The organism is Flammeovirga sp. SJP92 (assembly GCF_001583495.1).
Lineage (GTDB): Bacteria > Bacteroidota > Bacteroidia > Cytophagales > Flammeovirgaceae > Flammeovirga.
On record NZ_LQAQ01000015.1, the window covers coordinates 112441 to 126675 of the forward strand.

A 14235-nucleotide genomic window follows, 5' to 3' on the forward strand; every position below is an offset into this window, starting at 1 on the left:
GTGGACTGTTTTGATAAAAATGTCAGCATTATTTTTTTATTATTTTATATTGTTTAGTCACGTTGTCACTTGTTGCTTTAAGGAAATAAACACCTCTTTGAAGGTGGCTCAGATCAATTGAACTGTAATTTTTAGAAGAATATACAAGCTGTCCATTAACAGTATAGATATCAATCACCTTAAAATGTGGATCGATTGATATGCGATCCTTGAATGGGTTTGGAAAAGGTGAAAAAGTGGAAAATAAAGACCTTTCGACATCATTTACAATATCTTTCTCTAAACGCAGTCGATCAGATTTTAATTGAATGGATAAGTTATCCTCATTTAGTAACTTGAGAGATAAATAATGAGAATGCTCTGTTGTTATTTCATTTTTATCAAGAACAACGTAAGGCGTTTGGGTCTCAATTATTCTCAAAGTGGAAGAACCTATTTCGTATTTCCATCTGAAAATTGTTTTAGGGTCGAATTGATACCCTTCCTCAATTTTTATAGTATCACCCACTTGAATAAGATGAAAGGCTTCACCGTCCAACTGCATCTCTTTTATTGAGCTATTTACATGCCTTGCATTCAACTTATTTAATTCATAAAAAGTGAGTTTATTTCTATAAAAATCAATATTTGTCAGGTTGTTGTAAGTAGCAAGAAGAGGTGGTATTTCTTTTAATTTAGAATACCTAGATGTAATCGTTTCTAACCTCACACAATATTTTATACCTTCAGGAATTCGTTTGAGTTTTCCATCGTTATCATTAATTGAAAAAGTAAAAAGATACTTCTGGTTATTAATAACATATTCATGTCGGTTTACATATAAAGCTGTGTTTGAATATTTAAATAGATTTTCAAGGTTATCGCTCCCAAGTTCCTCCATCAATGTTTGACAGTAAGCATATTCAAGTACTGGCATATAATCTGTAAAAATAGGCTCAGAGAAAGAATTAAGACTTTCTAAATACAACGTATCTTTATCAACAGTCAAATCAATTGTTCTGATATTGTATGTATTATTCTCATTTAATTCGTAGGAAGCGTTGTTGTCCTTTTTGGTCACAAATAGAATTTCTGACTGTTTTACATATTCAGGTATTGAGAAATACCAATTGTTATGTGCTTTATCATAGGCCAAAGGAATGGCTCCTTCATTAATGATTCCTTCAGCAAACAAGGTATCAGGGTCCATTACTGATCTTGGAATAATTATAGTTTTTTCAATCCCGTTATGTAATACCCTTGGAAGAGTGTAATAATATCTATCTGACTTTGTATGTTTAACATTAAAACTAAAAGCCTCCCCAATGTTAGCGTTACTCTTTTCAATAGACTTATTATACTCAGATGATAATGAAGGGAAGTAATCCCAGTAATATTCAAAAGATTCCTCATCAATATCTAATTGATCACTTACTGAATAAACAAATGTAGAGTCTGGACTATTTTTTCGAATATTATACTCTTCCCAATCCCCTCTCTGACCTCTGAAACTAATAGCGTCAAAAAAAGGGAGGTCCTGATTCTCTTCATAAATACGTTTATAGGTCGAAGGCTTTATCTTACATCTGTACAAATTTATCTGATAAGAACTTAATTTATGAGTAATAACTGGAGATATGTCAGTAATCGATTGATAAGACATATGTAAATGATGTAAATGATTAAAATCAGCGATAAATGAAGGCAAATCACCGTGAAATTTGTCATAGTTTTCTGGCAAAGAATTAAATCCAATTCCATAAACATCTTTGTAAATTCTTCCATCACCTCCTTCAAAGTCTGTAAACTCAAGGGCTGTCCAATTACTCAGGTCTTCCTTTGAGAACCAATTATCAAAAATAGAATATTCTGATAAGCCAAAATGAGAGTATAATCGTTTTAGTCTACGGTAAGAAGATAAATGCAAATCACCAACATATGTAAGTGTATCAGACCAGCCTTGAATAGGTCCCACAAAAACAGTATCACTATTTGACACACCCTCTTTTATTAGAAATCTTTCAAAAAGATTTCCTTCTTGATTGACTTCTTCCTTGATTGTGTTTTGATCAAGGTACAGCACAAAACTATAAGTATCCGTTTGTTTTAAAGTTGAATAGCGGAAGTAATAATGATTCGTTTTTTCATCATATTCTCCTTTGACAACACTTGCATCAAAATCTCCGCTTAACTTAAGTTCACCAAGATCATTCGTAAATTCATTAGCAGGAAGACCCACAATTACTTGGGGAATTCTCATTTTCTCATCTTCAGAAGCCACTACAATATTCGTTCTGTATTTATGGTGTAAAGATACACTAAGATCATAGCCTGAGTTGACTACATTCATAGGTATTCTTACCATGTTTGTATCTGTAGTTGCTCTAAAATAACTACTTTTAGCTGTTCTCCATGAATACATCGTTTTATCCGGGTCAGCAAACTTTGGATCTACGATAGCAATTAAATGTAAACTGTCATAATCAAACTTATAGCTGATAGCTCCTGAAAGATTTTTCTGATTACTCATCGTAATTAAAATCCTATTGACATCTTTTTCAGAATTTGCAACAAAAGTTTCATAATCTTTTAAGTCCAAGGCATTATAAGATACATCGAAATAGTACAATTCTGGCATTTTATAAGTCTCTTTCGGTATTTCCGTAAGATTTTGATGCAACAATGATAATTTTGTCAGCTCTACTGCATTTTCTAAAAAACTATAGTTTTCTACCGTAGAATTATTGATGATCAAGTTTTTCAATGACTTTGGCAAATCACCCTCAATACTTCCTATCCTAGAATTCCAGATGTTGAGTGTTTCTAGATTTTCAAGGTGAGTTAACTTATTACTTAGGAATGTTGATCCGTCAGCACCGTCAAATGTTAAACTCTGTAAAGACGGCAGAGCAGGTAATTTCTGAATACAGTTACCATTAAATGTTATATCTGTAAATGTTATTGATTCTAATTTAGATAAAGTCTCAAAAGCATTTCCATCAATGTCTCCTAACGCTAAAGAAGATAAATTAACTGTTTTTAGATGTGGCAAGTATTTAATATAGTCACCTAATACCAAATAGGAAACTTTCCCCCCTATTGGCAGTTTAAGGTTATCTGTTTTTGTGTACTCATGACCATAAATGTCTTTTTCCTCAAAATTATCATTAAGATATTCTCTACCTAAATCTTTGTTCAAATCTCCTGATGAGCTAGCTCTAAGTTTATCCCATGCTCTCAATTCCAAAGGAGGTACATTTAGTTTGTTTTCGTTAGAATTGTTCCATTCAAAATTATCTGAAGAAAAAGATGATGAAGAAGTACTTACAGTTAAAAATTGGGATATTTCTCTTCGATAATTATCCTTGAAATACATAAAAGCAATATCAAAATTATCAAAAGTGGGTTCAACCCAACACTCATAACCATTGTCTGTTTTTTCCATTCTTACAAAAGGATCTTCAAAAGGACCAGATACATAAAAATATGGGTCTATTAAGTTTTGAATATCAATTGTAGTTGTGAGAGTAATTTTATAAGGCAATCTTTGTTTATGCTTCTTGGTGGTAAGCACCACGCCATAATCACTGTTGGATATCTCACAATAATAATCTACTCCTAAATTTTCCTCATAGTTGTAAGTGATACTTTCAGTAGCTAACTCAATTAACTGACCATTTTTATACCACTTGTATTGTGAATTTTCTCCTCCAATTTTTGAAGAAAGTGTTATTTGCTTATTGACAATGTCATAAGTAGCAAACAAAGCCCTTTCTTCATTAAAGTCATCATAGATAGAATATAATTTAATATCCTCACGTTCATCAATATTTGAAAGGTGTATATTATCATAATCTTCAAATGATAAAAGGTTATTTTGTAAATCTAGCCGTTCTAAATAAGCCCATTGCCCTGTTTGCATTTCAGGAAGATAGCTGATCCTATTTCCATATAGGTTTAAAGAATATAAACCTTCAATCGTATAAATTGATTTTGGAATAGAAAAAATATCATTTCTCTGAAGAGTTAAGTTATGAAGAGTTTTGATATCAGCTATTGAAGAAGGGATATGACCTCTAACATTATTAGAATAGAACGCTATTGTGGATACTGCTTGATAAGATTCACCATTTTCTCCTATAAAAGTTGACAGTTCTACTCCATACCACTCTGATACGTCAAGATCTGATTTCCAATTCTCGTTTCTTTTCCAATAATCTCCTCCTAGACTATCATAAAATTCTATGAGTGCCTCGTATTGTAGAATGGGTACACCATGTGAAAATTCCTCAGCCTGAGCTAAAGAAGACAATACTACAAAGTAAAATAACAGTAATAGTTTGCTACGCATATTTAGTTAAAGTTGTTGTTTAGTTAAATAAAAGGTGATACTATTCAGTGTTTTATAGCTTAATTTTCAAGAAGTTCAAATGCAGTAATATAGACTACTTGATGAAGTTAAAAATTGAAGAATTTTGTAAATACCCAAAAGCATTATTTTAATTCAAATCTAAAGTATTTCGTAGTTAAATACCAATTTGATAAGAATAATATTAACTCTACCTTTGCACCATGAATGATCAAATCACCGTACTTCTCAAAAAGTACAAAGACCTTTCAAAGGAATCAGAACACGAAGCAGCCGCAAAGATTGCAAAAGAATATATCTCAGGAAAATATAGGGAAAGAGTAATTGAGGCGGCTTTTGAAATGCTTAATGAAGCTGACAAATATGATGAAGACCATCCGTTAGGAGGTTATTATTATGTGATTTATGAAATGCTTCATGCGGGCGCTTACCTTCTAGCAAAAGAAGACAAAAGCTAAAAGAAATATGCGATAAAAAAATAAGGCTACCTTTAATAAAGTGTAGCCTATTTTTGATTGATAATTAGGTATGTATATTTCGTATATGAGTTATTATTAATTATTTCCATTTTTAAATTTCACTTATTAGTCGTTTGACAATAAAAAACCTTACAAAAAAAATAATTATTTTTTTAGGGCGTCTTTGATTTCTCCCTTTTTCTCGTCAGAAAGCTTTAATTCTTCATCTGTTTTAGCTTCAAAAAAATGCCTTAAAGTATGATCCAACTCTTCTGAAAGACGTTGGTATTTTTTACACTTTGCACATAAAAACACATGTACATCAAGTGAAAACTTTTCCTTTTTTGTAAGGCCGAAGATGTCTTTCTTCTCTATTAATTCAGTGGCTTTTTTGCAAGATATCAACATAATTCTTCAGGGTTAATCTTGGAACCAATTGTGTTCAATACAATTTCTTAAATTTAACTTCGCGCGGTGAACGATCTGCCAATAATTTGACGTCGTAATAGAAAGTTCCTTACAAATGTCACCTGCTTTTTTATCGGTGAGGTATTTCCCCACTACTGCCGTTTTCCATTTCTGAGGTAATTTTTCCAAACAAGATGCAAAAGCCTCATTAAAACCTGGGTTATCCAATAAGGTAACATCCATTGATGACCAAAGTGTTGGGTTGTTGTGTTTATCCCACGATTCATTTTTCTGGAAAAACGCCGATTGGTTTTCATATTTCTCCTTCACTTTCTCCTTTCTGAAATGATCCATCATTTTATGTTTCAAAATAGAATGAAGCCAAGTCTTTGGAGAACTCTCTCCCTTGTAGCGCTCGATTGACTGATAAGCGGCCACAAAAGTATCTTGCACCAAGTCTTCCGACAAATGTACATTTTGTGTTCTTTTGAGTGCCCAAGCGTACAATTCATCTGAATACTCATTTACCCATTCAGTGACATTGTCAACAGTATTCATAAATAAATGGTTTAAGTAATAAAAAGTTCAAGTTCTAATATTGCACTTTCTTTTCCTTTAATACAAAATTTCTTTTCAGTTATCATTTTATTCTGCTTTCTAAAGTTTAATCATCCAACTCAAACTCCTTCATTTCTTCGGGTGTCATTTTGTGGCATGTTGTCAGATGATCACAAATTTCTTTAATGACAAAGTTCGTTTCCTCTTTCGTCAGTTTGCCTGCTTTAAAAAAGAGCACTTCCCCTGTTTTGTCCACTAATAAGATCGTAATGGCATTATTACAATCTCCGGTATTCCATTCTTTTTGTAAAGTACCTTTCGGGTCTGTCAAAACTAAGGCATTGGCCTCTCGTTTGGACCTTTTCCGAAGCATCCTCAACATAAACCTGATGATTGGATTGGGTAAAGGTGTATCTTTCAGATTAACAATACCATAGGCCAAAAATTCATCCAGCGGAAATTTCCACTGCTTACTCTCAGTGACAAACTCATCGTTTTGATGAGGATTGTCTGGATCAGGGTAGAAAATCAATAATACCTTTTCTCCAATACCAGGAGTGACATAGGGTTTATTTTTCAAGTCCCTCAGTTCTATTGGAAAAATAGTATCTCCTCTCTGTAAAAAACGTTGGCTTTCATTATCCTGAGCGAGAAGAGAATTTGCCAATAAAAAAAAGACTAAAAATGTAAAATACTTCATCTTTGAAAAATAAACCGATGTTAAACAAACAATCAAAATGCAGAATTGTTTTTTATTGCATTTATATGTTATAACTTATAACAAAGTCGAAACGCAGTTAAAACACTTGTTTTCTGAGCGTTTAAAGAATACAAATTATTATGAAATTTGACCAACAAACAATTAAAAACACTATTATTCTTCTAAGAATCCCTTTTTCAATCTACTTAATGCCTGTTTATTTTTTTGCTGTAAGCCAAACAGAGGAAATTGATTGGGTCAATGCATTAATAGTTTTTTTAGTATTACATCTTTTAGTCTATCCGGCAAGCAACGGATACAACAGTTTTATGGACCGAGACACTGAAAGTATAGGCGGTATTGAAAAGCCTCCATTGCCTAGTAATCTCCTTTTCTGGTGTACTTTGGCCATGGATTTCATTGCGGTAAATGTTTCATTATTTTTTCTGAACAATACATTCACCACCTTGATGATTGCCTATATTTTGATGTCGAGAGCCTATAGTTACAAAGGGATCCGATTAAAAAAATATCCTATTCCCGGCTTTCTTACCGTTTTCATCTTTCAGGGATTTGTAACTTTTTGGATGGTGAGTGAAGGTATCAGTTCATCCATGAATACCTTTTTGCAGTCTGATTTGATATTCCCTGCCATCGCTACCTCTTTTATGATTGGTGGCGCCTATCCAATGTCTCAAATCTACCAGCACAAACAAGATGCGGACAGTGGTGATCTCAGTATTAGTATGATGCTGGGCATAAAAGGCACCTTTTATTTTGGTATGGTTCTTTTCGGATTAGCAGGAGGAATATTATTCTATTATTTTGAAGTCCTACAACACGGCTCATTCCTTACGTACATCCTCTTCTTGTTGCCACTTTTAGCTTGGTTTCAAATTTGGATGATTAAGACTTTTAAAAATGAAAAAGAAGCAAGTTTCCATAACTTAATGCGTATGAATAATATTTCTGCGGTTTGTATGAACTTTTGCTACATATTTTTTGCAATTCAAAACCATCTTGACTTTTCTTTGTTCTAACAACTAAATAGATAAGTACCAAGACAAAATTAATTTTGGCAAGCACTTAATTTAGAATTTAAAAAAAACACTCGTTAATATCTTCTCTCAAAACTCTTAAACAATAAAAATGACCTATATCCATCAAATTGCTACGGCAGTACCAAATAACAAATACAATCAAAAAGACATTTTGGAATTTATGCAATCCACTTTATCAGAAGAGGATCATAGAGAGAAGAAATTAATGTCCTTAGTTGCCAATAATAGTGGTATTAATACAAGGCATTCTGTCATCAATAATTTATATCATTACTTTTTGAAAGACGAAGCGCCTGACATTGAAAATAGAATGATGCTTTTTGATCAAGAAGCATTGAAATTAGGAGTAGAAGCTGTCAGAAACTGTATTTCTGATAGTACGCTTCAAAGTATTACACATATTGTGACAGTCTCTTGCACAGGGTTATCAGCACCAGGCCTTGAAATTGCTTTGATGAAAGAACTTGATTTACCTTCCAATCTCACACGAACTACGGTCAACTTTATGGGTTGTTATGCTGCCTTTCATGCATTAAGAATCGGTGATCAAATCTGCAAGAGCAACCCAAACGCAAAGGTATTGATTGTTGATGTGGAGCTCTGCTCTATTCATTTTCAAAATGAAAAAGATGATGACAATATCCTTGCTAATACCTTGTTTGCTGACGGTGCGGCGGCAGTTTACATGTCAAATGATGATACTATTGAATCACAGTATGAAGTGGGTTCATTTTTCTCCAAACTTCTTTTAAGCGGCGAACAGGACATGGCTTGGAAACTAAGTAAAACAGGTTTTCAGATGAGATTGAGTAATTATATTCCTAAACTTATTGAAAGTGAGATTGCCAATATGCTGTCAGATGTTGTTTATCAAACCGGACTTGAAGTAGATACCTTGCAATGGGCTTTTCATCCAGGAGGTGTAAGGATTCTGAAGGCCATCGGCAATGTATTGGAACTCCCTAAAGAGGCAATGCAAGCTTCTTATGACATCTTAGCAGAGCATGGAAATATGTCTTCCGCTACTATTTTATTTGTCTTAAAACTAATGGCAAAAAGTAATAAAAAAGGACCTGTTTTTTCTGCTGGCTTCGGGCCCGGTTTGACAATGGAAGCCATGACACTAAACAAACTTTAAAATGATCAACTTAGAAGCACGTTCCAATGAACTAGAACTACTTGACCAACCTTTCATCCCTACACCTGATTTATATCAAAACCTCAAGGAACTCGATTTTATCAACACCCATTTAGGAGGTTATCAAGTGGTTTTTGAGGGGATACAAAAAATTCTTCAAAATTCCTCAACGGGACAGACTTTAAGAATCCTAGACATAGGAAGCGGTGGAGGTGATACACTAAAAGCCATTTATGAGGAGTTTCGAGGAGAGTATAAATTAGAATTGGTGGGCGTTGATTTGAAAGAAGATTGCATCCAATATGCGACAGAAAACTGCAGAGGTTTACCGATTCGCTTTGTGCAGTCTGATTATAGAGACTATCTCACGGAAAGTACTTCATTTGATATCATTGTATGTAGTCTATTTTGTCATCATTTGCCTTCAAAAGCACTATCAGAGCTTTTCTCTAATATCAAAAAATACGCTGCAAAAGGCTGTATCATGAATGATTTACACCGTCATTTTTTAGCGTATTATAGTATAAAGTGGCTGACTAAAGTATTCTCAAGGTCCTACTTGGTAAAGAACGACGCCTGCCTTTCGGTAGCCAGAAGTTTCTCTAAAAAAGACATTCAAGATATTATGGAAAATGCTCAAATTACCGATTACAAATTGTATTGGAAATGGGCATTCCGTTGGCTTTTAATTTTCTAAACAATGTATGATGTTTCTATAATAGGTGGCGGATTAGGGGGGCTTTCCCTCAGCATTCAAATGGCTGAACTCGGTTGGAAAGTTTTATTGATTGAAAAAAAAGAATATCCGTTTCATAGAGTTTGCGGGGAATATGTAGCTACAGAATCTTGGGATTTTCTAAGAAGAATAGGAATAGATGATAAAGCCCTTCAACTCCCAAAAATCACCCAACTCCTAGTGAGTGCACCCAATGGTCAATATTTGGAAAGTGAGTTGACAACTGGAGGAATAGGAATCAGCAGATATTTACTAGACGATTCTCTGTACAAAAAAGCACTCGAAAAAGGTGTAACAGTACTGACAAAAACTACAGTACAAGCTGTCTATGAAATTAGTGATTATTGGGAGATTACGACTCAGAAAGATACCTACATGTCCAAAAGCGTAGTGGGTGCCTTTGGGAAAAGGTCCAACCTTGACCACAAACTCAACAGATCGTACCTCAGTGACAGCAAATCAAGGCTCAACCATTTTGTAGCCGTGAAGTACCACTTAAAGGGTAATTTTGATGACCCTAAAATTGAGTTGCACAATTTTGAAGGCGGATATTGTGGTCTTTCAAAAGTAGAAAATGATGTACTCTGCATGTGTTATATGGTCAGTGGTAAAGTGTTCCATCGTGAAGGAAGTATTGAAGCTTTAGAGGAGAATATCCTTCAAAAAAATCCATTTCTCAAAAAATACCTTACTTATACTCGTCTCTGGAAAAAACCGCTAAGTATTGCTCAAATTGATTTTTCAAAGAAAGACATCATCGAAAATAATATCCCTATGATTGGTGATGCTTCAGGACTAATTGCACCACTTTGCGGAAATGGCATGAGTATGTCAATGCACGCCAGCGTTATCATCGCTCCTCTCCTAGATCAGTTTTTGAATGATAAAATAAGCTGGAGCGAAATGAATAATGCGTACGCCCAACAATGGAAAGTACATTTCAAAACAAGGCTCAGAGCAGGCAGGCTCCTTCAACAGTCTTTTGGCAAAAGCTTTATTACCAATATTGTCTTACAAATCTTGAAAGGTTCAGATACTGCCACAAAAAAGATTATTTCTGCTACACACGGTGAAGTGTTTTAGATAAGAATTTTGATGGTACGTTTCTAGATAGGGGTAAACTTTTAAGAATAGGACTAACATAAGGAATTAGACAAGTGAAAGCGTTGTAATTAAAGTCATTTATTAATACACTTTAAACTGAATTACCGTCAACTTTCAATCGGTTTTTCTACAAGCTTTTTATGTTCTACTTCCAAGCTATCGCCTTCTTCATTTTTGCCTTAACACAAAAACGAAGCAAAAAAGTCAAGGCTTAGAAGTTAAAAGCTAAATTCCATTACTCTCGCCTAAATGATTTTAAACTCGCTAAAGCTCAAACAAGAAAATCATTTTTAACGGCTCAATACATGAAATTCTTAACGCTTTTCCCTTCAAGGCCAGGGGAGCACTACCCAATGAATAGAGTAGAAAGCTCACTGGCGCGAATGTTAAGCGTAAGCGTCATTCGTGCCTTTCAGATCATCAGAAATCTCCTGATTTCTAAATACTTTAATTTAGTTTACAATGTATTAATTACTACTACATTGTAAAGGTGAATAGACATCTCCCTTATAAGGTAACACTCTTCACCCTTAGTAGGTACACCTCTTTACCCTTTACATGTTGTGATCCCTTCCCTTATAAGGGTGAACACCTCACCTTTAGAAGGGTGACGATCTCAATTGGATAGAGATACGTAAAATGCCTTGATTATTTATTTAGGCTCTCTAAAAACAGCATTCTTCTATAAGTGAAGAAATTTATTCTTTTCTTAAACGTCGGGGATAACCATAATAAACACCTGGTAATCTTATATCAGAACGAATCCTATTGATAATTGAAATATCGTCATATAATACATAATAATACAAGCTAGACTCATATTCATATGGGATAATTTTGACGTTACTCTCAAAATCAAGTTCAGCCTTTTCTAAATGAGTAAAAAAGGATTGGTCTGGACTTCCTTTCATGATGATGAAGAATCCACGGTATTTCCCATAATTTTCTTTGTTTAGATCATAACTCTCTTTGTGACCATCATAAATACACAATGTGTCAATGGTATTGACATTTAAATTCTTAAAGTGAAATATTATAACGTTCTCAGTATTTTTTATGGCACCTGCATTTTTATCATCAAGAAACATATCAAGTATTGATTTAGATGTTTTCGTTAATTCACCTTCTCCTATAATATTTTGAGCTAAAATCGTATTGTTGAAAAAAATCAGTAACACTAATAATAAGAAAAGGAGGTGCCTTCTAATTCTATTTTGTGTCATTTCCATTGTATTTAATAGTGCTGTCTAAAAAGTAAGCCCCAAGTGATGCCTAAGGTTTTGTAGTCTGAATAATGGGGAAGGTTTACTTATTATTCTCTGTTTTTTCCTTAAGTACTAAGACAAAAATAAATAACACGAATTCATATTATTTTTGGTTTAATACTTAAATGAAATATGAACAGTTTTTTCATTAAAATATTCACAAACAAAAATTTGATTTTTCAAGTTGGTTATAAAGTATTTACCACTAATACTATCGTAATTAACACTAGCTTTTTCTTTTAAAAATTTCTTATCAAGCAAACTATCAATTATATGTTCTGGATTTCCGTAAAGACTTATTAGTCTCTCCTTCTTAATGTATACTGAATCATTACTTGTATAAAAAGGATAAGCTGTGATTTGCCAAGTATTCTTAGTATCACCTTTTTGCTTTAAATAAATATTGTAATCCTCATTTTTAATAAAACCATTATTTATTAAATTATCATGAGTAGTTGCCTCAACAGGAACAAAAAAACATTCCTCAAATCTATTGTTTTCAGTACTAACAACCTTTGATTTACACGATAGCAGTGTGAATAACATAATAAAAATTAACTTATTCAAATCTCACTTTTTTAAGTTTGTACCTTCTTACATTAGAATTTAAAATCATATTCCAGTAAATCCAATCCTGAACACCCAAGGGTCATTTTGGAGAGGGTTGTATCTCTCTTCGTAAACGAAAGAATAAAGAAGCTGAAAACTGACACCAAAGAAATTTCCAAATTGGAAGGTGTAACCTGTACCTGCTCTAAAAGATGGATACCAATGTCTTTTATACTCTGGTTGAATAGGATCTGAAGCATTCATACTTTCTATTTCTGCATCCAAATGTGGCAAACCTTTAAGAGGAGTGTATTGAGTGAACACTCTGCCTCCATATACCCAAAGATCTTTGTCTTCAATTCTTGAATAACGAAGTAAGGGTGAAATACCAATATTGGTTTTCTTTTTCGCCCCCACTGCTTTATAAAACTGTGGAGCAGCCTCCACGCCAGGGTTTTCTCCTAACGTCATATTAATTCCCCCTCCTACTTTGAGAAACTTCCCTAAATCAATAGTGGTTTCAGGGATTTCAAACTCATCTAATTCAGGGTCCGCAAAGGGTAAGTCTTTTTTGGTCGATATTTGAAATTGCCATGGATTTCCATCCACTGGATCCACCCAGCCGGTTTTCCGCATTGCAGATGCTTCTATGGAGAAGAATTTTCCGACCTGCAAAGAGTACCCGGCACCTATCAAGATATCACTTTTCCAACTTGAAGTTGTTTCTGATGAAATGCCTTCTTTGGAAAAGGAAAGAGAATCGGGTTCATACAACCCAGAATATTCTACTTGCAAATAAGGTAAGTATTTATGGGGTTGTACTCTAGCAAACGCTCTACCTCCAAAAGACCAATTGGTCTGCAAGGAATCATATTGCATGGAAATATTGGGACCAACACCTACACTCCATGCATCACTAAGAGGCAACTGTATGGAGGGAGAATACGTGACTTTAAGTGGATCTTGCTGTTCTATAGTGACTGTATTTCCTATATTCAAAGCTTTTGTCAAAAGGTTGAAGCCATCTGTGAATGACATATTTTGCATGTCTTTGAATTGATCCAACATCTTGAGATTTGGGCTTTGGGTTTCTTGATTGGGATCAAAACCATTGAGGTTGCTTTTGATCACTTGATCCAATCCTTTTTTTCCAAAACCGATAGAAATCCCTGCCAATACGCCCCAATCATTGTGCTGATAGTGATAATTAACATCCGAATACAGTGTAATGATTTTATCCTTTTTATTTTTCCACGCATAACCACCTCCTACACTGATATAGTTGGTATTAGGTTGCCATCCATGCCCTACATTGAGCATCCCTTTTCTTTGTTCGCCTAATCTGTATTTTACTTTCCCTTCTGCTAGCCAACGATCTGAAATTCCTAATGTTATGGAATCGGTATTGAGCATAACATTTAGCCCCACCACTGCTTCTGCTTCCCAACGTAAATAGCGGTAACTAATACCGGATGTAAGGTAAGGTGCTATATTAGGATGCAATGTATTATCACCTTCTTTCCCAGGGTTGAAATCAGGGACTGACGATAACATACCTACTCGTCCTCCTACAAAAGGTAACAGTTGGGGTACTTTTCCCATCTGCAATAAACTGTCTCCCAACTGCTGTTGTTGTATAAGCTGTTTCTGTTGTTTGATTTGGGAAAGGGAGGGAAAGGTCTGTGCATTCAAAACCTCGAATGAAAAAAATAAAAACAGTAAGAGTGTGTATCTCATTTTTTGGTGTTTGCTTCTGATTATTGTGCTGTAATGGTCAATTTCTGATAAATACCATATCAAAAATTGACCTTGTTATTTTACCTACCTTCTTTTGGTTTATTGTAATAAGTTGGAAACTTATTTGATAGGTTAGTTCTAAGTGACATTAGAACTTAACTAGCCCAAATGAG

General features: G+C 34.1%; 12 protein-coding genes. 5 read left to right on the forward strand and 7 right to left on the reverse strand.

Features of this window, described 5'->3' with window-relative positions; all coding sequences use genetic code 11:
- Positions 1 to 28: 28 nt before the first annotated feature.
- Positions 29 to 4330 (reverse strand): T9SS type A sorting domain-containing protein, encoded by a 4302-nt coding sequence (locus AVL50_RS01850; protein ID WP_062614774.1) that lies wholly within the window; start codon positions 4328 to 4330, stop codon positions 29 to 31.
- 221 nt (positions 4331 to 4551) lie between these two features.
- On the opposite strand from AVL50_RS01850, the gene AVL50_RS01855 reads away from it, so the two are divergent.
- The gene (locus AVL50_RS01855; RefSeq protein ID WP_062614775.1) at positions 4552 to 4806 is read left to right on the forward strand and encodes a hypothetical protein; all 255 of its coding nucleotides are present in this window, start codon (positions 4552 to 4554) and stop codon (positions 4804 to 4806) included.
- Positions 4807 to 4971: 165 nt separating this feature from the next.
- On the opposite strand, the gene AVL50_RS01860 is transcribed toward AVL50_RS01855, so the two are convergent.
- From AVL50_RS01860 to AVL50_RS01870, 3 genes are all read right to left on the reverse strand, one after another.
- Positions 4972 to 5214, reverse strand: coding sequence for a hypothetical protein (locus AVL50_RS01860; protein ID WP_062614776.1), 243 nt, complete (start codon positions 5212 to 5214; stop codon positions 4972 to 4974).
- Positions 5215 to 5226: 12 nt separating this feature from the next.
- Complete coding sequence (locus AVL50_RS01865; protein WP_062614777.1) at positions 5227 to 5772, reverse strand: sigma-70 family RNA polymerase sigma factor; 546 nt, start codon at positions 5770 to 5772, stop codon at positions 5227 to 5229.
- 106 nt (positions 5773 to 5878) lie between these two features.
- The gene (locus AVL50_RS01870; RefSeq protein WP_062614778.1) at positions 5879 to 6472 is read right to left on the reverse strand and encodes a YtfJ family protein; all 594 of its coding nucleotides are present in this window, start codon (positions 6470 to 6472) and stop codon (positions 5879 to 5881) included.
- 140 nt (positions 6473 to 6612) lie between these two features.
- On the opposite strand from AVL50_RS01870, the gene AVL50_RS01875 reads away from it, so the two are divergent.
- The 4 genes from AVL50_RS01875 (at position 6613) to AVL50_RS01890 (ending at position 10490) form a co-directional block, all read left to right on the forward strand.
- Positions 6613 to 7512, forward strand: coding sequence for a UbiA family prenyltransferase (locus AVL50_RS01875; protein ID WP_062614779.1), 900 nt, complete (start codon positions 6613 to 6615; stop codon positions 7510 to 7512).
- 109 nt (positions 7513 to 7621) lie between these two features.
- A complete protein-coding gene (locus tag AVL50_RS01880; protein ID WP_062614780.1) occupies positions 7622 to 8671 on the forward strand; it encodes a type III polyketide synthase in 1050 nt (349 codons plus the stop codon).
- Position 8672: 1 nt separating this feature from the next.
- Positions 8673 to 9368: a methyltransferase domain-containing protein gene (locus AVL50_RS01885; protein ID WP_062614781.1), complete on the forward strand. Its 696-nt coding sequence runs from the start codon at positions 8673 to 8675 to the stop codon at positions 9366 to 9368.
- Between the two features lie 3 nt (positions 9369 to 9371).
- Positions 9372 to 10490 (forward strand): NAD(P)/FAD-dependent oxidoreductase, encoded by a 1119-nt coding sequence (locus AVL50_RS01890; protein ID WP_062614782.1) that lies wholly within the window; start codon positions 9372 to 9374, stop codon positions 10488 to 10490.
- 719 nt (positions 10491 to 11209) lie between these two features.
- On the opposite strand, the gene AVL50_RS01895 is transcribed toward AVL50_RS01890, so the two are convergent.
- The 3 genes from AVL50_RS01895 to AVL50_RS01905 form a co-directional block, all read right to left on the reverse strand.
- Complete coding sequence (locus tag AVL50_RS01895) at positions 11210 to 11734, reverse strand: hypothetical protein (RefSeq protein ID WP_157491101.1); 525 nt, start codon at positions 11732 to 11734, stop codon at positions 11210 to 11212.
- A 156-nt stretch (positions 11735 to 11890) separates the two neighbouring features.
- Positions 11891 to 12343, reverse strand: coding sequence for a hypothetical protein (locus AVL50_RS01900; RefSeq protein WP_157491102.1), 453 nt, complete (start codon positions 12341 to 12343; stop codon positions 11891 to 11893).
- 45 nt (positions 12344 to 12388) lie between these two features.
- Entirely contained in the window at positions 12389 to 14062 is a 1674-nt protein-coding gene (locus AVL50_RS01905; protein ID WP_157491103.1) for a hypothetical protein, read from the reverse strand.
- Positions 14063 to 14235 lie beyond the last annotated feature (173 nt).

Bases quoted from the DNA above. Each gene is read 5' to 3' on its own strand.
- AVL50_RS01850 (WP_062614774.1), bottom strand. From the start codon at position 4,330: ATGCGTAGCAAACTATTACTGTTATTTTACTTTGTAGTATTGTCTTCT.
- AVL50_RS01855 (WP_062614775.1), top strand. From the start codon at position 4,552: ATGAATGATCAAATCACCGTACTTCTCAAAAAGTACAAAGACCTTTCA.
- AVL50_RS01860 (WP_062614776.1), bottom strand. From the start codon at position 5,214: ATGTTGATATCTTGCAAAAAAGCCACTGAATTAATAGAGAAGAAAGAC.
- AVL50_RS01865 (WP_062614777.1), bottom strand. From the start codon at position 5,772: ATGAATACTGTTGACAATGTCACTGAATGGGTAAATGAGTATTCAGAT.
- AVL50_RS01870 (WP_062614778.1), bottom strand. From the start codon at position 6,472: ATGAAGTATTTTACATTTTTAGTCTTTTTTTTATTGGCAAATTCTCTT.
- AVL50_RS01875 (WP_062614779.1), top strand. From the start codon at position 6,613: ATGAAATTTGACCAACAAACAATTAAAAACACTATTATTCTTCTAAGA.
- AVL50_RS01880 (WP_062614780.1), top strand. From the start codon at position 7,622: ATGACCTATATCCATCAAATTGCTACGGCAGTACCAAATAACAAATAC.
- AVL50_RS01885 (WP_062614781.1), top strand. From the start codon at position 8,673: ATGATCAACTTAGAAGCACGTTCCAATGAACTAGAACTACTTGACCAA.
- AVL50_RS01890 (WP_062614782.1), top strand. From the start codon at position 9,372: ATGTATGATGTTTCTATAATAGGTGGCGGATTAGGGGGGCTTTCCCTC.
- AVL50_RS01895 (WP_157491101.1), bottom strand. From the start codon at position 11,734: ATGACACAAAATAGAATTAGAAGGCACCTCCTTTTCTTATTATTAGTG.
- AVL50_RS01905 (WP_157491103.1), bottom strand. From the start codon at position 14,062: ATGAGATACACACTCTTACTGTTTTTATTTTTTTCATTCGAGGTTTTG.